Annotated in this window: 16 protein-coding genes and 2 tRNA genes; 11 read left to right on the forward strand and 7 right to left on the reverse strand. The window is 67.5% G+C overall.

Going from position 1 to position 19,691, the window contains the following annotated elements:
- Positions 1-43: 43 nt before the first annotated feature.
- Both FB562_RS03965 and FB562_RS03970 read left to right on the forward strand, forming a co-directional pair.
- Positions 44-658 carry an FMN-binding negative transcriptional regulator gene (locus FB562_RS03965; RefSeq protein ID WP_141879957.1) on the forward strand — a complete coding sequence of 205 codons (615 nt, stop codon included), beginning with the start codon at positions 44-46 and terminating at the stop codon, positions 656-658.
- Positions 655-2,130: an amidohydrolase gene (locus FB562_RS03970; protein ID WP_141879958.1), complete on the forward strand. Its 1,476-nt coding sequence runs from the start codon at positions 655-657 to the stop codon at positions 2,128-2,130. The genes FB562_RS03965 and FB562_RS03970 overlap by 4 nt, the downstream gene beginning before the upstream one ends.
- 50 nt (positions 2,131-2,180) lie before the next feature.
- Here FB562_RS03970 and FB562_RS03975 read toward each other — a convergent pair whose 3' ends face one another.
- The 3 genes from FB562_RS03975 to FB562_RS03985 all read right to left on the reverse strand — a co-directional run bounded on the left by FB562_RS03975 (position 2,181) and on the right by FB562_RS03985 (position 6,750).
- Entirely contained in the window at positions 2,181-6,056 is a 3,876-nt protein-coding gene (locus FB562_RS03975) for an SCO7613 C-terminal domain-containing membrane protein (RefSeq protein ID WP_141879959.1), read from the reverse strand.
- A 117-nt stretch (positions 6,057-6,173) separates the two neighbouring features.
- The gene (locus tag FB562_RS13710; protein ID WP_221625359.1) at positions 6,174-6,368 is read right to left on the reverse strand and encodes a DUF2510 domain-containing protein; all 195 of its coding nucleotides are present in this window, start codon (positions 6,366-6,368) and stop codon (positions 6,174-6,176) included.
- 311 nt (positions 6,369-6,679) lie between these two features.
- Positions 6,680-6,750, reverse strand: a tRNA-Gly gene (locus FB562_RS03985).
- 180 nt (positions 6,751-6,930) lie between these two features.
- Here FB562_RS03985 and FB562_RS03990 point away from each other — a divergent pair.
- The 6 genes from FB562_RS03990 (at position 6,931) to FB562_RS04015 (ending at position 11,927) form a co-directional block, all read left to right on the forward strand.
- A tRNA-Pro gene (locus FB562_RS03990) sits at positions 6,931-7,004 on the forward strand.
- Positions 7,005-7,080: 76 nt separating this feature from the next.
- Positions 7,081-8,478 (forward strand): trigger factor, encoded by a 1,398-nt coding sequence (tig, locus tag FB562_RS03995; protein WP_141879961.1) that lies wholly within the window; start codon positions 7,081-7,083, stop codon positions 8,476-8,478.
- Positions 8,479-8,596: 118 nt separating this feature from the next.
- A complete protein-coding gene (locus FB562_RS04000) occupies positions 8,597-9,262 on the forward strand; it encodes a GntR family transcriptional regulator (protein WP_141879962.1) in 666 nt (221 codons plus the stop codon).
- Between the two features lie 51 nt (positions 9,263-9,313).
- Positions 9,314-10,513, forward strand: a complete 1,200-nt coding sequence (locus FB562_RS04005) for a trans-sulfuration enzyme family protein (RefSeq protein ID WP_141879963.1) — start codon at positions 9,314-9,316, stop codon at positions 10,511-10,513.
- 116 nt (positions 10,514-10,629) lie between these two features.
- The gene (locus FB562_RS04010; protein ID WP_141879964.1) at positions 10,630-11,241 is read left to right on the forward strand and encodes an ATP-dependent Clp protease proteolytic subunit; all 612 of its coding nucleotides are present in this window, start codon (positions 10,630-10,632) and stop codon (positions 11,239-11,241) included.
- Between the two features lie 17 nt (positions 11,242-11,258).
- Positions 11,259-11,927, forward strand: coding sequence for an ATP-dependent Clp protease proteolytic subunit (locus tag FB562_RS04015; protein WP_141879965.1), 669 nt, complete (start codon positions 11,259-11,261; stop codon positions 11,925-11,927).
- A 58-nt stretch (positions 11,928-11,985) separates the two neighbouring features.
- Here FB562_RS04015 and FB562_RS04020 read toward each other — a convergent pair whose 3' ends face one another.
- From FB562_RS04020 to FB562_RS04030, 3 genes are all read right to left on the reverse strand, one after another.
- On the reverse strand, positions 11,986-12,639 hold the full coding sequence (locus FB562_RS04020; protein ID WP_141879966.1) for a copper resistance CopC family protein: 654 nt from the start codon (positions 12,637-12,639) through the stop codon (positions 11,986-11,988).
- Between the two features lie 2 nt (positions 12,640-12,641).
- Entirely contained in the window at positions 12,642-13,355 is a 714-nt protein-coding gene (locus FB562_RS04025; RefSeq protein ID WP_141879967.1) for a YcnI family copper-binding membrane protein, read from the reverse strand.
- Positions 13,356-13,465: 110 nt separating this feature from the next.
- Positions 13,466-14,092 carry a hypothetical protein gene (locus tag FB562_RS04030; protein WP_141879968.1) on the reverse strand — a complete coding sequence of 209 codons (627 nt, stop codon included), beginning with the start codon at positions 14,090-14,092 and terminating at the stop codon, positions 13,466-13,468.
- A gap of 189 nt (positions 14,093-14,281) precedes the next feature.
- Here FB562_RS04030 and clpX point away from each other — a divergent pair, with 189 nt between their 5' ends.
- Genes clpX through FB562_RS04045 form a run of 3 tightly spaced genes read left to right on the forward strand, consistent with a single transcriptional unit; the run spans position 14,282 to position 17,598 of the window.
- Positions 14,282-15,559, forward strand: coding sequence for an ATP-dependent Clp protease ATP-binding subunit ClpX (gene clpX / locus FB562_RS04035; protein WP_141879969.1), 1,278 nt, complete (start codon positions 14,282-14,284; stop codon positions 15,557-15,559).
- Between the two features lie 39 nt (positions 15,560-15,598).
- Entirely contained in the window at positions 15,599-16,771 is a 1,173-nt protein-coding gene (locus FB562_RS04040) for a benzoate/H(+) symporter BenE family transporter (RefSeq protein WP_141879970.1), read from the forward strand.
- A gap of 59 nt (positions 16,772-16,830) precedes the next feature.
- A complete protein-coding gene (locus FB562_RS04045) occupies positions 16,831-17,598 on the forward strand; it encodes a hypothetical protein (RefSeq protein WP_141879971.1) in 768 nt (255 codons plus the stop codon).
- 51 nt (positions 17,599-17,649) lie between these two features.
- Here FB562_RS04045 and FB562_RS04050 read toward each other — a convergent pair whose 3' ends face one another.
- Positions 17,650-19,686: a M3 family metallopeptidase gene (locus tag FB562_RS04050; protein WP_141879972.1), complete on the reverse strand. Its 2,037-nt coding sequence runs from the start codon at positions 19,684-19,686 to the stop codon at positions 17,650-17,652.
- Positions 19,687-19,691 lie beyond the last annotated feature (5 nt).

The following is a 19,691-nucleotide window of genomic DNA, read 5'->3' on the forward strand; positions in this document are numbered from 1 at the left end:
TGGCCCTTGCGGAGCTCCGGGGGCTGTCTGGCATGCTTGGCGCATGCGCCACACTCCCGACTACATCGTCACCGATCCTGAAGAGGTCAAACGACTGATCCGCTCCAGTCCGTGGGCGACGATCGTGTCGAACACGGCCAAGGGCCTCGTGGCCTCGCACTACCCGGTTGTGATCGAGGAGGACCACGAGGGCATCAGCATCGTCAGCCATGTCGGTCGCCCCGATGATCGCGCCCTCGAGTTGGGGCAGCACGAGGTCATGGTCATCATTCAGGGCCCGCACGGCTACGTGTCGCCCGGCTGGTACGACGGCGTCCCGGCCGTGCCCACCTGGAACCATGTGACGGCCCACCTGTACGGCACCCCCGAGATCCTCAGCGACGAGGAGAACTGGCGGGTGCTCGGCGACCTGGTGCACCACTTCGAGGATGCGATGCCGCATCCGAATCTGTTGGAACACAATGAGGAGTACGGGCGCAGCATCATGGCGGGCACCGTCGGATTCCGGCTGGTGGTCGATCGTTTCGAGGCGAGGGCCAAGCTCAGCCAGAACAAGTCCGATGAGGTCATCGAGAACGTCATCGCCGAGCTCGACCATGGCGAGAACTATTCGCAGCCCCATCTGGCGGCCGAGATGCGCCGCAACCACGAGAAGTGAGCGGGCCGACGCATCGGGTTCTGCGCAACGCTCGTCTCGGTGGGGAGCCCGTCGACATCCTGATCCAGGACGGCGAGATCGTCGAGATCGGCCACGCCGTCGACTGCACTGCGGAGGAGGTGCACCTCGACGGGCGCACCGTCATCCCGGGGTTGTGGGACGAGCACACACATTTCAGCCAGTGGGCGCTCCGCAGCCGGCGTGCGGATGTCTCGGGTGCGGCATCCGCCCGCGAGGCCGCCCGCATTGTCTCGAACGCCTTGGCCTCGGCTACGCCGCTTCCGCTCGACGAGCGGGGCAGGCCGCTGCCGTTCGTCGGCAATGGGTTCAGGGACGCTCTCTGGTCGGATGCCCCGAATCTCGCCGATCTCGATGATGCGGGGGCCGGAGCGCCCATCGTTCTCATCAGCGCCGACCTGCACTCGGTCTGGTTGAACACGTCGGCCCTCGAACTCTTCGGTCATTCGGGACACGAGACGGGGCTGCTGCGGGAGGAGCCCGCGTTCGAGGTGCAGCGTCGGGTCAATTCGGTTCCGGATGCGGTGCTCGACGAGTGGGTCGACGCAGCGGCGCGGGAGGCGGCAGCCCGCGGTGTCGTCGGCATCGTCGACTTCGAGATGACGTGGAATCTCGAGCCGTGGAGCCGCCGGATGGCTGGCGGATTCGATGCCCTGCGCGTCGATTTCGGCATCTACACCCAGGATCTCGACCGTGCAATCGACCTCGGGCTGAGAAGCGGCAGGCGCATCGGCGAGCTGCTCACCGTCGGCAGTTACAAGGTCATCACGGATGGTTCGCTGGGCACGCGCACGGCCTACTGCTTCGACGAGTACCCCGGGCTTGAGGGGCTGCCCGGGGCCCGCGGCCTGCTCACGGTCGCGCCGAGCGAGCTCGAACCGCTGCTGCGTCGCGCCTCGGATGCGGGTATCACCCCCGCCGTGCACGCGATCGGTGATCACGCGAACGCCCTCGTGCTCGACGTCTTCGAGGCGGTCGGCGTGACCGGTCGGATCGAGCATGCCCAATTGCTGACCCCCGGCGATGTGGAGCGTTTCGGGCGGCTCGGAATCGTGGCGAGCGTGCAGCCGGAGCATGCGATGGATGATCGGGACATCGCGGATCGGTACTGGGTCGGGCGCACCGATCGGGCTTTCCTGCTGCGATCACTGCTCGATGCGGGGGCACGTCTGCTGCTCGGTTCGGATGCCCCTGTCGCCCCGCTGGACCCGTGGGTGACGATGGCGGCGGCTGTCGGTCGCGCCCGCGATGGGCGTGAGCCGTGGCATCCGGAGCAGTCACTCACGGTGGCGCAGGCTCTGGATGCGTCTGTGCGAAGTTCTGTGGCGCCGGGGCAGCCTGCCGATCTGGTCGTTCTGGATGTTGATCCGTTCGGCGTTTCTGCCGAGGAGCTTCGTCGGATGCCCGTGGCCGGCACCCTGCTCGGCGGTCGGTGGACGCACAGGGCGTTCTGAGCTCCGGCTCGCTCGGCCCTGACCGGCACTGATCAGCCCGCTCGGCTCGCTCAGCGGAGCGCGCTGATGCTGCTGACTGCTTTCTTGAGGTCTCGGATGCGGTGCTCGTAGCGCACGGCGAGGGCGATGAGCAGCACGCCGCCGATGCCCGCCCAGACGTACCAGTCGGCGAGTTCGTAGACGGAGCGGATCTGCGGCGCGAATGTGGCGATCGCGTGGGTGAGGGTGACGGCCACGCCCAGAAGGAACGGCGCCTGCAGGCGGAGCACAACGGCGGCGACGATGACGGCCACGCCGACCACGCCGAGTGCGACGAGGCGCCACAGCGGGCGCTCGTCGATCGTGGCGATCAGTGAGGGCAGGAGGAGCAGCGCGGTGCCCGGGCCGAGCCATGGCCAGCTGCGTGCGGACGGGGTGCGGTCCAGGTGGATGGCCCCGCTCGCGAGCAGCGCGATGGCGATGGGGAGCGTGCCGTATTCGATGGCGTCGAATGCGGTGGGCTGGATGATCGGCCCGATGGCGGCTGCTGCGATGGCGACCCATCCGACGGTGCGGCTGAGCGGTGCCCGGTCGACGAGGAACGCGCTGATGTGGGTGATCGCGAGCAGCACGATGACGGCGGCCAGCCTGAGCGTGCCATCGCCGGTGTCGACGGCGACGGTGTACTCGAAGATGACGATCATGGCGATGGCGGTGATGGGCAGCGTCTGGCTCAGCGCGCGGCGCAGCTCCTGCGCGCGAACGGTTGAGCGTTCGCGCGGGCGGGCGAGTCCGATTGCGGCGACAGCGAGGGCCACGACCACGGGCAGGAGCCAGGCTTCGAGCTGCTCCCCGTTGTGGTGGAGCGCATCCACGCCTCGGACAAGTCCGACGATGACCACGCCGAGCAGCCCTGCCGCGCCGGCGGAGTCGGCGATCGGTGCGCTGGTGCGCTTGTAGGCACCGAAGAGGAGCAGTGCGGCGGATGCGGCGAGCACGACTGCGGCGCGGAGGATGCTGTTCTCATCGCTCGGGGCGGAGAGCGCGAGTGGCGCGATGGCGACGCTGAGCCCGGCGAAGGCGAGGTAGGGAACGGAGCTGCGGTGCCCGGCCTCTCCCTGCGCTTCGGATGTCACCGGTGCGCGTTCGCTGCGGTGGATGAGCCAGGCGATCACGAGGAGTGCTGCGGCGACGGGCAGCACGTGGGGTTCGAGCGCGGTCACCGATTGCGAGCCGAGCGCCCACCACAGCGCGGCGACGGCGAGCAGGAGGGCGAGCCATCCGCTGTGGCGTCGGGGGGATGCCGAGGCGAAGAGGCCATCGGGGGAGATGGCGGTGAGCAGCGCCGTGACGGCGGCGAGCAGAACGACGAGCCATCCGGTGTCTGCGCCGCGGTCGATCGCGACGGCTAATGCGGGCACGGCGACGACCGCGATTCCGATGTCGCGAGGCCAGCGCCGCGCAGTGCCGGGCTTTTGCTGTTCCTTCTCCGTCTCACGTGCCTGATGCGCCAGCTGGCGTCGCTCGGCGGTGACGGCCATGGCGAGGGCGGCCGCGGCGGCGAGCAGGGCCGCTGTGATGGGGGCGAGTTCGGTGACGATTGCGGGGATGCCGGGGTAACCGCTCACGAGGCTGAGGGCCCAGTAGAGGGCCGGTGCGGTGGCGATCGCGGCGGTCATCCGTTCGGGCACGAGTTGCGCGTTGGCGGGGAGCGCCGACCACAGCGCGGCGGCGGTGACGGAGAGGGCCGCTGCGGCGAGCAGGGCGCTTCTCACAGGCAGTGCGAGGTGTTCGGGTAGGCCGGGGCTTGCGAGTGCGCTGGCATTGCCGGCGAGCATGGTGGCGGCGAGCAGGGCACCGATGACAACGGTGATGGCGCTGAGGGCGAAGCTGATGCGTCGGTCGAGTGGGCTGAACGCGCGCAGGGGGAGGGCGGTGACGGCAGCGATCGCCGCTGCGACAAGGATGACGCCAGTGAGAGTGGCAATGCCGTTGTTCTCGGCCAGCCTGTGTGCGGTGGCGCCGGCCGTCACGAGGAAGAGTGCCTGTGCACCACCAAGAAGGCCTGCTCGGGCGGCGGTGTTTGTGAGCAGGATGCGCGCCGCGATGACCGCGGCGATGGCGGCGGCAGAGGTCAGCGGCCAGGTGTCGCTGCCGGCCCAGCCGCTCAGCCAGGCGAGGCTCACGCCGCTGATCGCGCCGGCCCAGAGTATGGGGCGGATGCCTGCGGGCAGGTTTCGGGTGCGGTCACGGCGGAGGAACAGCGCGACGAGTGCCGCCGCGGTGATGGCGAGCCAGGCTGCGAGCACCAGCCAGAGCGTGCCGAGGAGTGGTGCGGCGAGCAGGAGTGTCACGAGTGCGGCGCCGGCGAGTGCGCCGAGTGTGCGTCGCAGGAGGTGCAGCCATGAGCAGGCGAGGGTGATGAGCACGACGGCCACGGCGAGTGCTGCGACGGCGAGGTGCTGGTACTCGTTGAGGGCTTCTTTTGTGGCGCCGCTTCGCTCGTAGCTTTCTGCGAGACCTTGGACGACGCGCGCGCCGACGGTGGTGACCGCCACGAGAAGTGAAGGTAGGAGGCTGAGTGCGGCGATCACTCCGGCACCGGCTGCGGCGCCGATGAGGGCGGGTCGAAGCCCGATCCGTTGCGTGCCCAACGGCCTGTGGATGATGCGGTGCGCGAGCACGATCCAGGCGAGCGCGATGGCGACCGCGATGATGGTGGGCAGCAGCAGCGTCGCTGTGGGGTTGTTCTCTTCGGATGCCCAGAGCGCGTAGCCGGCGATGGCGGCGGTGCTTGTGGCTGCCGCTCCGATGGCGAGGGTCACCCCGAACACGCTGTCGAGCATGTCGCGCCGGTAGGCGATGAGGGCTGCGCTGTGCAGCGCGGAGATCACGGCGACACCGAGAAATGCGAGTGTCGGCGCCCACTGGTCGTGGGTTCCGACGCCGAGCGCGGCGATGGCGGCGGTGATCAGGCTGAGGGTTGTTGTGAGCAGCACGATGACGCGTTCGGCCGCTGCGGGGGCGATCTTTCGTCCGGGCGCTGCCTTGCCGGTGGCGGTGAGGTGGATGAATCCGGCGACGGCCATGGCGGATGCGACCACATACGTGCCGGAGAACCCTCCGAGTTGGTCGCTGGTCGCGGCCGCAGCTATGAGGCCTGCGCCGACGGCGAAGGTGCCGTAGCCGACGATGCCGGCGCTGCGCATCCCGCCGATTCGGTTCCAGATGATGAAGGCGGCGGATGTCACGAGCAGCACGACACCCCAGTAGGAGCGTTCGTCGACCCGGTCGAGGAGGAGCAGCCCGTTGGCGCGCACGGCGAAGGCGTCGAGGTACACGAGGAGGATGCCGAAAACGGCGATGCCTTCGGCGCTGGCCGTGAGCTTGCGGTGCCGAAGTACTGTGGCCGTGACGAGGGTTGCGACGGTGGCGAGCGCGATGATGGCGGAGCGCCAGGCGAGACCGTAGTTGATGAAGGCGTAGACGAGGAAGAAGATCGCGAACACCGACAGCAGTGCGATGCCGGTGACGAGCAGTGCGATCTGCACTCCGGAGCGTCGCGGCCGAGCGGGTGTGGTCGGCTGTGAAAGAGGGGACGGAGCGGGGGCGGGCAGGCCGGGGGACGTCGCGGTGGCCAAGGCAGGCGGTTCCGGCGCATCGGCGGCAGCGGTCAGGGGTACGGCCTGCGCGGCTCGCTGTGCGGAGCTGTAGCGGATCAGCCCGATGAGGTTGACGCGCTCGTCGAGCTGATCGGCGATTCGCTGCGAGAGTGCGGCGAGCTGGTGCGCTTCTGCTGCGCTGAGGTCGAGCCCGCAGGTTCTGCAGATGCTCGAGTGGAGCGGTGTGTAGCAGGCGGGGCAGCGGGTGGTGTCGGTGAGATCTGCGGGGTTCCGGGGCCAATATGCCCGTCCGGAGTGTGCCCGGTAGTCGCCGGTATCAGTCACGCTGCGCCCTCTCGCTTGTCCTGTCACCCGAGGCTAGTGCTCGGGTGAGGGCAAGCGAGAGGTTCGCACGCAACTGTGGATAACCTGCTGTGCCTCGTCGCTGGGGAGGAGCGGATGCTACGGGCGTCCGACCATGGGGGTCGCGTACTTCGAGGAGACCTGCACCTCGGGGCGGGGCTGCTGCACCTCGTTGGTCCACATCATGCCGTTCCACCAGCGAACCTGGGGGAGGCCGAGCGGGTCGTGGTACCAGCCGGCGGGGGCGGATGAGGCGGCAGCGGGGGAACTGAATGCTGTGGTCGTGGAAGACATCGGGTTGACTCCTGCGGGTGGTGGTCGTCTTCGGGGGAGACGAGCACAATTCGGGTTGTGGTGTCTCGATGATAGCCCCCACTCTGGGGGGTAACACAATAACCTTCGGGGTACATTTGCCCCGCACATGGGGGACTCTCGTTCGGGGGTGGAACCACCCCTCCGCCCAGCCCGCCCCTCAGGTACGCCAATCGCTCGCTCTCGCGAGTCAGGAAGAACTGATCGGCGTACTCGACGCGCCGTCGGCACCGCGCGACGAGGCATCTGTGCCGGCGGTAGCCGCGATTCGGCACAGAGAAGAAGGTAAGCGGAGGGGCAGACGGGAATCGAACCCGCGTAATCAGTTTGGAAGACTGAGGCTCTACCATTGAGCTACTGCCCCGCGAACTCTCGGCCATGGGCCGTGAGTGCTGTGAAAGTCTAGTGCATTCTCGATGTGGTTCCGGATGCTGCGCGTGCGGCGATTCGAGTCGGCTAGACTTGTCAAGGCCATTTTATGGGGCGGCGTAGCCAAGCAGCATATGCGGAGGCGGCGCAGTCAGGTTTGGGCCGCAGTTCTTCCCGGGGCGTAGCTCAGCTTGGTAGAGCGCTCGGTTTGGGACCGAGAGGTCGCAGGTTCAAATCCTGTCGCCCCGACATCAGCCCAGAAGCATAAGCATCAATGTTCATCAGACAATCCAGTACCACCACGAAGTAACAGGAGATACAGCACGTGAAGACCACGGTCGAGAAGCTGAACCCCACTCGCGTCAAGCTCGTCATCTCGGTTGGCCCCGAGGAACTCCGTCCGAGCATCGACCATGCCTACAAGCACATCGCGGAGCAGGTGAACATCCCCGGCTTCCGTCGTGGCAAGGTTCCGCCGGCCATCATCGACCAGCGGGTCGGCCGCGGAGAGGTGCTGCAGCACGCTGTCAACGAGGGTCTCGACGGTTTCTACCGCAAGGCCGCGGACGAGAACAACGTTCGCCCGCTGGGCCGCCCCGAGGCTGACGTCACGGGCCTGCCCGACGTGAAGGACTTCAGTGGCGACCTCGAGATCACCATCGAGGTCGATGTGCGCCCCGAGTTCACGCTGCCGAAGCTCGACGGGCTCAAGCTGACGGTCGACGCGGTCGACGTCAGCGACGATGAGGTCGAGGCTGAGCTGCAGAACCTGCTCACGCGCTTCGGCACGCTTGTCACCGTCGACCGCCCCGCCAAGACGGGCGACTTCGCCCAGATCGATCTGGTCGCCACCATCGGTGACGCCGAGGTCGACACGGCGAAGGGCATCTCCTACGAGATCGGCTCGGGCGAGCTCATCGAGGGCATCGACGAGGCGCTCGACTCGCTCACCGCCGGTGAGACCACCACGTTCGAGGCCCCGCTGCTCGGCGGCGACAACGCCGGTGAGAACGCGCTCATCACGGTCACTCTGAACGCTGTCAAGGAGCGCGAGCTTCCTGCTGCCGACGACGACTTCGCCCAGATCGCCAGCCAGTTCGACACCATCGACGAGCTCAAGGCCGACCTGCGCGAGCAGCTCGGCAAGTCGAAGGTCTTCGGCCAGGGCACGCAGGCGCGTGACCAGGTCGTCGAGAAGCTGCTCGAGTCGGTCGAGATCCCCGTTCCGGAGAAGCTCGTCGAGGCTGAGGTTCACCGCCACCTGGAGAACGAGAACCGCCTCGAGGATGACGAGCACCGTGCAGAGGTGACGGAGTCCAGCGAGAAGACCTTCCGCACCCAGATCCTGCTCGACTCCGTTGTGGAGGCCGAGAGCGTCAAGGTCAGCCAGAACGAGCTCACCCAGTACCTCATCCAGGGTGCGGCCCAGTACAACATGGAGCCCGGCGAGTTCATCCAGGTTCTCGACCAGAACGGCCAGATCCCCGGCATGATCGGCGAGGTCGCGCGCGGCAAGGCCCTCGCGGTCGTCCTGTCGAAGGCCAAGGTCACCGACAGCAACGGCAAGGCCGTCGACCTGAGCGAGTTCACCGCAGTAAACGACGAGGATGACAGCCCTGAGGCCGTCTTCACCGAGCCCAGCGGTCACGACCACGGCGGCGCAGGCAAGGACAGCCACGGCCGCGCGCCTGGCCACGAGCACTACGGTCACGACCACAAGTAGTCCATGACCTGATATCAGCGAAGGCCCGCGCGTCACAGACGCGCGGGCCTTCGCTGTATATTTCACTGTATACAGCTGCTCGCATCCCGCGGCGGGCGCCGGAGCCGAGGGAGCGCCAGTGGAGGCAACCACACACGCCGCCATGTCGGCCGTCTCGTCGAGTGTCGCAGCCGACAGCGTGCATGAGCGCATCCGAGACTCCATCCTCAGCGGCGAACTCCGCCCGAATGCCCGCCTCGTCGAGGGTGACCTCGCCGCCTGGCTGGGCGTGAGCCGCACCCCGGTGCGCGAGGCGCTTCTCCGCCTCACCCAGGAGGGTCTCGTGGCCCGCTCGCGCGGCTGGATCGTGCGCGAGCATCCGCCGGAGGAGTTCCTGCGCATCCTTGAAGCGCGCGCCGCGACCGAGGGCGGGGCGGCGGCTCTCGCGGCCCGCAACATCACCGAAGCGGAACTCGCAGAGCTACGCGAACTGCTCGACGGCATGGAGCATCCGGATGCGTCACGCACGCAGGTCAATGAACTGAACAAGCGATTCCACCAGTTGGTGACGGAGGCGAGCCGCAACTACCTGCTCGTGCAGTTCGCCCAGCGAACCCGCATCAGTTACTGGAACTTCACCCTCTCGAGCCTGTACACGCCGGAGGACACGGCCACGGTGAATGCGCAGCATCGCGAGATCGTCGAACGTCTTGCCGCGGGCGACGCGGAGGGCAGCGAGCGCGCCGTCAGAGCGCACATCGAACGCACCCGCGCGGTGCTGGGTGCGGCTCTCGGCCTTTCGTAACGCACGTAACACGCTTCGCGTGCGCGGCCGGGCGGGGAGCATGATGGGGGAATGAGCACACGCCCCGACAAGCATCACCCGACGACGCTGCGGCCCTTCAGCCAGGCGGTCCATGCCGGCAATCAGGTCGACCCGGGCAGCAGGGCGGTGCGCACACCACTCATCCTCGCCAACTCCTACGAGCTGCCCGAGGACCCCAGTTCGATCAGCTGGTCGTCGTCGGAGCACACCCTGTACACGCGCAATGGGGGAGCGAACCAGAAGCTGCTGCAGCAGAAGCTGGCGCTGCTCGACGGTGGCGAGGACTCGGTTGTGCTCTCGAGCGGCGTCGCCGCGCTGCACGCCGTGTTCTTCACCCTTCTGAAGAGCGGTGACCACGTCGTCATCGCCGATCAGACCTACGAGGCGAGCTTCAGGCTGTTCACCGAACTGCTGCCTGAGAAGTACGGCATCGAGGCGACATTCGTCGACACCTCAGACCTTGATGCGGTGCGCGCCGCCATCCGCCCCACCACGGTTCTGCTGCACACCGAGACGATCGCGAACCCGACCACGAGGCTGGCCGACATCGCCGCCCTCGCCGAGATCGCCCACTCGGCGGGCGTGCTGCTGAGCGTCGACTCGACGTTCACGCCGCCGCCGCTGTCTCGGCCGTTGCTCGACGGGGCCGACCTGGTCATCCATTCGCTCACCAAGTACATCAACGGCCACGGCGATGCGATGGGTGGCTCGGTGATCGGGTCGGCTGAACTCATCGGCCGCATCAAGGCCGATGCGATGGTCGACGTGGGCGGCGTCATCAGCCCCTTCAACGCCTGGCTGATCACGCGCGGTTCTGTGACGCTGCCGCTGCGCCTGCGCCAGCATGTCGCCTCGGCGCAGCGGGTGGCCGAGTTCCTCGACGCCGAGCCGCGCATCGCGTACGTCTTCTATCCGGGTCTGCCGTCGCATCCGCAGTATGAGCTGGCCACGCGCATCCTTCCGCACGGTGCCGGCGCCATGATCGCCTTCGCCGTCGATGGCGACCCGGATGCCCAGAATCGCTTCGTCTCGAATCTGCGCGTCGTCACCTCTGCCGTGTCGCTGGGCCATGACGAGTCGCTCATCGTGCACGTGGGCACCTCGGGCCCGCGGGTCGCCCACTATCCGGAGCAGTTCAAACGCTACGGGCATCTGCGCTTCTCGGTGGGGCTGGAGGACGCCGACGACATCATCGACGACCTGCGGGCGGCACTCGACGCTACGTTCTGAGCGGGTCGGGGGCCCGAAGGCGGCGACGCGTACTTTGCCTACAGCGAACGGGCCGGATTGCCCGCGTTGGCTCCTATAGATTCGACATACGCGATAACTGAAACGGAGCGTAGGCAATGGCCCAACCGGCATTGGTCAGCAGTGTTTTCGACCAACTCCTCAAGGATCGCATCATCTGGCTCGGCTCAGAGGTGCGTGACGACAACGCGAACGAGATCTGCGCGAAGATCCTCCTCCTCGCCGCAGAGGACCCGAAGCGAGACATCTACCTGTACATCAACTCACCCGGTGGTTCGATCACCGCGGGCATGGCGATCTACGACACCATGAAGTTCGTCCCGAACGACATCGTGACGGTCGGCATCGGCCTCGCCGCTTCGATGGGGCAGTTCCTGCTCTCCTCCGGCAACAAGGGCAAGCGGTACATCACGCCGAACGCCCGCGTTCTGCTGCACCAGCCGTCCGGTGGCTTCGGCGGAACATCCGCCGACATCCAGACGCAGGCGAAGGTCATCCTCGACATGAAGAAGCGGATGGCTGAGCTCACGGCGGAGCAGACCGGCAAGTCGGTCGAGCAGATCCTCCTCGATGGTGACCGTGACAACTGGTTCACCGCTCAGGAGGCCCTCGAGTACGGCTTCGTCGACCACCTGCGCGAGTTCGCGTCGGATGTCGCGGGCGGCGGCGGCACGGATGTTGCGGCCTCCGAGGCCGAGGCGAAGAACTAGGAAGCGGGAAGCAAGACATGGAATTCACGGACCCCACACTGTTCTCCGGCACGGCAGGGCGCATGCCCGAGTCCCGTTACATCCTTCCGACCTTCGAGGAGCGCACGGCCTACGGCTACAAGCGCCAGGACCCGTACGCGAAGCTCTTCGAGGATCGCATCATCTTCCTCGGCGTGCAGATCGACGACGCCTCGGCCGATGACGTCATGGCGCAGCTGCTCGTTCTCGAGAGCCAGGACCCTGACCGCGACATCGTCATGTACATCAACTCACCCGGTGGCTCGTTCACCGCGATGACGGCGATCTACGACACGATGCAGTACATCCGGCCCGAGATCCAGACGGTTGTGCTCGGCCAGGCGGCATCCGCCGCTGCGGTCATCCTGGCCGCGGGAACGCCGGGCAAGCGTCTGGCGCTGCCGAACGCGCGCATCCTCATCCACCAGCCGTCGGCGGGGGATTCGGGCCGCGGGCAGGCGTCGGACATCGAGATCCAGGCGCGCGAGATCCTGCGCATGCGCGAGTGGCTCGAGGAGACGCTGTCGCGTCACTCGAACCGCACCGTCGAGCAGGTGAACAAGGACATCGATCGCGACAACATCCTCAGCGGCCAGGAGGCCCTCGAGTATGGTCTGATCGACCAGGTTCTGACCTCGCGCAAGGGTCTGCCGCAGATCACCAAGTAGTTGACCAACGAAGAGGGCCCCGTCACAGATGTGACGGGGCCTTCTTCATGCGTTCTGCCTACTTCTTTCTGCGGGTGAGCAGCAGTGTTGCGCCTGCCGCGACGACGATTGCTCCTGCGGCTCCGAGGATCCACAGCAGCTCGCCCGAGCCGGCATCGCTTTCAGTGCCGGCGTCGGATGCGGTGGGCTCTGCACTCTCAGACGGGGCCGTCTCGTCGGCGGGGGCTTCACCTGCGCCCTCGTCCGGAGCATCCGAGGCCGTCTGCTGCCCGCAGACCGGCGCAGACGCGGAGCCGACGGATGCCTCGAAGCCGGCGGTCGGCTGCCATTCGAATGCGATCGTGCCGCTGATGGTGTGGCTGTCGGCCGATACCGCCTGCCAGTCGACCGTGTACGCGCCGGCCTCGCCGAGGGCGGCGTCGAGCACGAGCGAGGCCCCGTCGATCGCGACGCATCCGTCGCCGTAGAACAGGCCGTTCGAGTCGGTGACCTCCATCGTGTACGCCCCGTAGGAGAGCAGCACATCACTCGTGGTCACCTCGAAGCGCTCCGGCAGCTCGGTGAGCACGTCGCCGTCGGTGGGCGTCGTGGAGATCACCGAGTTGTGCGCCTGCGCCGGCTGGGCGACGCCGATGACGGCGCCCACGGTGACGAGCGCGAGCGCGGCGAGTACTGCGCCGAGCTTGCGGGATGTTGCGGATGTTGTTCCCATGATTACTTGCCTGCCTCCTGGGTTTCTGTCTTCTGGCTCTCTGCCTGCGGGCTCTCTGCCTTCGGGGTCGCGGGGCGGCGCACCGCCCTCAGGCCGAGCACGAGGCCGATTGCGCCGAGCACGAGCCCGCCGATGCCGAAACTGCGGGCGAGCAGATCGGGTTGGGTGACCTCGTCGGCAGCGTCTGCATGCGCAGTGTCATCTTCGGATGCCTCCGCGCCACCGTGCCCGTGGGCGTCGCCGGTCGATTCGCTCAGTGTGAGCACGGGAGCCGGGTGCGCGGGCTCTTCTGCGCCGTCCTCTGCGATCTCCGACCAGTCGGTCTGGCCGATTTCGCATTCCTGCAGCACGGGGAAGGCGAGCGTGTCGCCGGCCTCGCCCTCGGGCAGCAGTACCGAGAGCGCGAAGGTGTCGCGCTGGTGGTCGATCAGCGGTGTGATCGCCGTGTAGGTGATGGTGCCGTCGCCGTCGCTGATGGTCCAGCCGGGGTTGACGGTGGGGGTGACCGATTCGATCGAGTCTGGGATGGAGAAGGTGAGGGCCGTCGTCGACGAGCCCTCGCATCCGTGGCCCACCGCAAAGGTGAGCACCTGGTACGAGCCCGCTGCGGTGCCGCTGGGCGTCACTGTGACGTGGGCGTTTGCGGCGAACGGGGCTGCTGCGACGAGCAGGATGCCTCCGCCGACGGCGATGGCTGACTTGGTTGCGATTCTCATGATGTCCTTGTGTCTGGGGTGCCCTGCGCCGCAGAGGGGTGCCGGGGCACGGATGACCGCGATCGCGGTCGGATGGGTGGGGTCGCTTGCGCGGCGCCGGATGTTCCGGCTCAGCCGCGCGGGAGGGCGAGCGGCGGGCCGCGATGGCGGAGCAGGCCGATGAGTGGCGCGAGCGCGGGGGGCGGCGCGGCCTGGGCGAGCACGGGCATCGTGCGGGGCCGGGAGAGCGGCAGCAGCGCTGTGGTCCAGAGTTCGGATGCGCGCCACAGCGGCGCGATGGCGATGGCCGCGCGACGGCAGATGGAGCGGGCCACGTGCTCGCCGTACAGAATGACGAGCACGGTCGCGGCTGCGGCAAGCGTGTGGGCTGCGATCATTCCCCAGTCGACGATCGCGGGCGTCACACTCCCGGGCAGCGGGGCGGATGCGATGAGCACGACACCGTGGTGGTGGCCGATGACCGCGGCGCCGGTGCCGGCTCCCTGTTCCTGCCCGAGAACGGCGAAGACACCGTGGTAGAGCAGCTGGCTCAGGCCGACCGCGAGTATGAGGCGCAGCCGCGAGAAGCGGCGCCCGGCAAGCCAGGTGCACAGCAGCCCGGAGAACGCGAGCACGAGCAGCATGGAGAAGACCGGCGGATGCCCGCCCCCGGCCGCGACATGCGAGAAGGCAGCCGCATAGGTGGCGAAGAGTGCCGCAGACCAGCCCCGTGCGAGGCGCGCCCAGCGGCTGCTCATCACGGCGCTCCTGTCGGTCGGCGGGGGAGTGTTCGGGCTGACCCAGCCAGTCTACGCGTCGTAGAACTGCGGGCGGGCTGCGTGTCGGGATCCGCGCCACGCGATATCCGGTGTGTCACGGTGCATCACAGTGTCGGTGTCACAGGTTAGGCTCGTTTGAAGTATCCCGTTGTAGCAAGGAGGCGACGCATGGCTCGAATAGGCGAAAGCGCCGACCTGCTCAAGTGCTCGTTCTGCGGTAAGAGCCAGAAGCAGGTCCAGCAGCTCATTGCCGGCCCCGGCGTCTACATCTGCGATGAGTGCGTCGAGTTGTGCAACGAGATCATCGAGGAGCGTCTCGCTGAGGCGGGCGAGACGGCCGCCGGCGAGTTCGAGCTGCCGAAGCCGCGCGAGATCTTCGACTTCCTCGAGGAGTACGTCATCGGCCAGGAGAAGGCCAAGAAGTCTCTCTCCGTCGCCGTCTACAACCATTACAAGCGCATCCGGGCCCGCAACACGATCGCCGCTGCCGATGCCGCGCTCGACGATGTCGAGATCGCCAAGTCGAACATCCTGCTGATCGGCCCGACCGGCTGCGGCAAGACCTATCTGGCGCAGACGCTCGCGAAGCGGCTCAATGTTCCGTTCGCGGTTGCGGATGCGACGGCGCTCACCGAGGCCGGTTACGTCGGCGAAGACGTCGAGAACATTCTGCTCAAGCTCATCCAGGCCGCCGACTACGACGTCAAGCGTGCCGAGACGGGCATCATCTACATCGACGAGATCGACAAGATCGCCCGCAAGGCCGAGAACCCGTCGATCACGCGCGACGTCTCGGGTGAGGGCGTGCAGCAGGCGCTGCTGAAGATCATCGAGGGCACGGTTGCCTCGGTTCCTCCGCAGGGCGGCCGCAAGCATCCGCATCAGGAGTTCCTGCAGATCGACACCACCAATGTGCTGTTCATCGTTGCGGGGGCCTTCGCGGGGCTTGAGGAGATCATCTCGCAGCGTGCAGGCAAGAAGGGCATCGGATTCGGCGCCCCGCTGCACAGCAAGGGCGACGACGTGAACCTGTTCAGTGAGGTGCTCCCCGAAGACCTGCACAAGTTCGGGCTCATCCCCGAGTTCATCGGCCGCCTCCCTGTGGTCACGACGGTGACGCAGCTCGACCAGGTCGCGCTCATGGACATCCTGACGCAGCCGAAGAACGCTCTCGTTCGCCAGTACCAGCGCATGTTCGAGCTCGACGGCGTCGAGCTCGAGTTCGAGCAGCCGGCGCTTGAGGCGATCGCCGATCTTGCGGTTCTGCGCAAGACGGGCGCGCGCGGCCTCCGCTCCATCATGGAGGAGGTGCTCGCGTCGATCATGTTCGATGTGCCCTCCGATGACACGATCGCTCGTGTTGTGGTGACCCGTGAGTCCGTGATCGAGAATGCCGCGCCGACGATCGTGCCGCACGCTGCGGTGCGCCACGAGAAGTCCGCCTAGCCTCACCTCGTTCGGCGAACCGTCGAGAGGAGAGCGGCCATCTTCCATTCCGTCGTCGCCGGTTTCGTAGCTGCCCTCAGCGGCTTCGCCACGTCGTTCGCCCTCGTCGTGGCTGGCCTGCAGGTTGTCGGCGCGACGGATGCGCAGGCGTCGTCGGGTCTGCTGGTGCTGTGCATCGCATCCGCTGCCCTGACCATCGGGCTGTCGCTGCGGTACCGGATGCCCGTGTCGATCGTGTGGTCGACTCCCGGTGCGGCCGTGCTGGTGGCGGCGGTCTCGGGTGGCATCGGTTTCGGCAGTGCGGTGGGCGCGTTTCTTGTGTGCGGCGTTCTGATCGCCCTGTGCGGGCTGTGGCCGGCGCTGGGCCGGGCGATCACCCGCATCCCGAAGCCGATCGCGAGCGCCATGCTTGCCGGCATCCTGTTTCCGATCTGCCTGGCGCCGGTGACCGCGGTTGTGGAGTACCCGCTGCTGGCGGCGCCGATCATCGTGGTCTGGTTGCTGCTGTTCCGTCTCTCCCCGCGCTGGGCTGTTCCTGCCGCGATGCTGGCCGCAGCGGTGGCCATCGTCGCCTACGCGGGAACAGGATGGCTCGCGGGGTCGGCGATCGCGCCGACGATCGAGTTCGTGGCGCCCGTCTTCGACCCCTTCGTCATCGTCAGCCTCGGCCTGCCCCTGTTCATCGTGACCATGGCAGGCCAGAATGTGCCCGGCTTCGTCGTGATGAAGACCTTCGGCTACGAGCTGCCGGCGCGGGCGGTGTTCGTGTCGACGGGGCTCGTCTCGGCGGCGGGGGCCGTGCTGGGCGGGCACGTCGTGAACCTCGCGGCGATAACTGCGGCCATCACTACGAGCCCGGAGGCGCATCCGGATCATTCCAAGCGCTGGGTCGCTGCGGTCAGTGCCGGGGCGACCTTCATCGTGCTGGGGCTCGGAGCGGGTGTCGCCACCGCCCTCGTCTCGGCGGCCCCGCCCATCCTCATCATCGCCGTCGCGGGCCTGGCCGTGCTCGGCGCGCTCGTGACCTCGATCACGGGTGCGCTCGAGGAGCCGGCGCATCGGGTGCCGGCCATCGCGACCTTCCTGGTGACGGCATCCGGGCTCGTCGTTGCAGGAATCGGCTCGGCGTTCTGGGGTCTGCTGGTGGGCGCGATCATCATGCTCTGGCTGGGATTCGACCAGAGCAGGCGCGGCGGCGTACGTGCCCGCTGAAGGCCGGTGATAGTGTCGCGGCCACGTGACGATGCGTCACCGTGATGATCGGGGAGACGATGGCTGAGGCACAGGGGTCTGTTCGCACGAAGGCGCTGCGGCGTATCGCGATCATCGTGGTCGTCGTCTCATTGTCGGTGACGGCGCTCATAGGCATCATCACGCTGCTCACGGGTGGCGACTTCGGCGAGACGCAGGGCCGGATCATGCTCACGACGCTCGTCATCGGGGTATTCGGGGTGCTCGCCCTGTGCGATCTCGCGATCGCGGGTCGGCGCTACGAGTGGGCCGGCTACGTCGGCATCCTGGCGAGCGCGGCGGCCCTCGCCATCTGCCTCCTCCTCATCTGGGATGACAACAGTTCGCAGTACCCGGATGCCCTCTGGAAGACACTGTGGCTGGCCACGATCGCCGCGACGAGCCTGGCCCAGGCAAACCTACTGCTCCTCCTGGCCGATCGTCGGCGCACCGCGGTCCGCGTCGGGCTGTGGGCGACGCTCGGGCTCATCGCCCTGCTGGCGGTGCTCATCGCCCTTCTGGTGCTGACGGATGGCGAGATCGGTTCTGATGGTTATGCGCGCTTCCTGGGCACGGTCGCGATCCTGGATGTGCTGGGCACGATCGTCGTTCCCGTGATCGGGGCGATCCTGCGGGATGGCGGCCAGGAACAGCCGGCGCGCCCCGACGGCGAACTTGCGGTCACGCTGCCCCCGGAGACCGCGGAGGCTCTTACGCGCATCGCTGCCGCCCGTGGCATCCCGAGCACTGTTCTCGCTGCGGAGGTCCTTGGCGACTTCGCACAGGCTCACCCCACGGATGCTCCCTGAGGGGTCACAAAGTGCCCTTCGCGGGGTAGTGGAAGGGCCATTTGCGACCCCTCAGCGGGATGCTTCGGGTTGGTTCAGCCCGCGGCGCTTCAGCAGCGGCTCGATACGCGCATCGCGCCCGCGGAAGTCGCGGAACGCCTCCAGCGGGTCCTTCGAGCCGCCCACACCGAGCAGGCGCTGACGGAACCGGTCGCCGTTGGCTCGCGTCAGACCGCCGTTCTCCGTGAACCACTCGACGGTGTCGGCGTCGAGCGCCTCGCTCCAGATGTAGGAGTAGTAGCCCGCGTCGTAACCGCCGGAGAAGGTGTGCGCGAAGTAGGTGCTCGCGTAGCGGGTGGGCACGGCCGGGTTGTTCAGACCGACCGCAGCCAGCGCATCCGCTTCGAACCGGGCGACGTCGTCGACCGTGTCGTCGGCGTCGATGCGATGCCAGGCCTGGTCGAGCAGCGCGGCGGCCAGATATTCGCTCGTCGAGAATCCCTGATTGAACTGCTCAGATGCGTGCAGTCGGTCGATCAGCTGCTGCGGCAGCGGCTCGCCCGTCTCATGGTGCACGGCGTAGTTCGTGACGACCTCGGGCCACAGCATCCACATCTCGTTCACCTGGCTGGGGAACTCGACGAAGTCGCGGAACACGTTCGTGCCCGCGAACTTCGGGTAGGTGACGCGCGCGAACAGCCCATGCAGGGCGTGCCCGAACTCGTGGAAGAACGTCGTCACCTCGTCGAAGGTGAGCAGCGAGGGCTCGCCCGCGGCGGGCTTGGGCACGTTGAGGTTGTTGACCACGACCACCGGATGCTGCAGAAGCCGGTTCTGGGAGACGAGCGGGTTCATCCATGCCCCGCCGCGCTTCGAGTCGCGCGTGAACAGGTCGAGCACGTACAGCCCGACACCCGTGCCGTCCTCATCGTGCACCTCGAAGACGCGCGCGTCAGGGTGGTAGGCGACGAGGTCGTCCCTCTCAGTGAAGGTCACGCCGTACAGCTTCGTCGCCGCGTGGAAGACGCCGTCGCGCAGAACCCGCTCTGCCTCGAGCCAGGGGCGCATCGCGGCGGTGTCGACATCGTATTTCGCGGTGCGCACCTTCTCTGTGTAGAACGCCCAGTCCCACGCCTCGATCGGATGCCCGGCGATCGCCTCCAACTCGGCCTGCTCCGCACGCGCGTTGCGGGCGGCGGCAGGCGCGAGGCGGCCGAGCATGTCGGCGACCGCCTGCGGGGTGCGGGCGGTCTCGTCGGCGGTCACGTACGCGGCGTGGCTGTCGAAGCCGAGCAGGCGGGCCCGCTCGGCGCGCAGTCGCGTGATCTCCAGCACGAGTTCGCGGTTGTCATGCTCATTGCCCCGGATGCCGCGGGCGCGCGAGGCGGTCATGATGCGTTCGCGAAGCCCCCGGTTCGTCAGCTGCGCCAGCCACGGGTGCCCTGTCGGCAGCACGAGGGTGACCAGATATTTGCCGTCGAGTCCGCGCTCCGCAGCCGCGGCCGCCGCAGAGGAGATCTCGCCGGCTCCCAGCCCGTCGAGTTCCGCGACGTCATCGACGACGACGGCCAGTTCGTTCGTGTCGGCGAGCAGGTTCTTCTCGAAGCGGGTCGTCAGCGTCGACAGGCGCTGGTTGTACTCCCTGAGCTTCTCCTTGTCGGCGTCGGGCAGGCCGGCCCCGGCAAGCGTGAACTCGGTGTGGTGACGCTCCACCAGGTAGCGGGTCTCGGCATCCGTCACCGCCTCCCGAGCCTCGTACAGTGCTGAGATGCGGGCGTAGAGCATCGGGTCGAGCGTGATTGCGTCACCGTGCGCCGCCAGGCGCGGTGCCAGCTGCTCCTCGAGCTCGTTCGTGAAGTCGCTCGAATCGGCCGACGACTTGTTGAAGAACACATTCGCGACCCGCTCCAGCAGCTGCCCGCTCGCCTCGAGCGGCACGAGCGTGTTCTCGACGGTCGCGGCCTCCGGGTTCGCCGCGATGGCGGCGACCTCGGCGAGCTGCTCCTCCATGCCCCGTTCGAACGCCGGCAGGTAGTGCTCGTCGCGGACCTCCGCGAACGGCGGCAGCGAGTACGGCAGGGTGCTGGGGGAGAAGAACGGGTTGGTCATGCGTC

The sequence above is a fragment of the Homoserinimonas aerilata genome (assembly GCF_006716125.1).
In the GTDB taxonomy this organism is placed as follows: domain Bacteria; phylum Actinomycetota; class Actinomycetes; order Actinomycetales; family Microbacteriaceae; genus Homoserinimonas; species Homoserinimonas aerilata.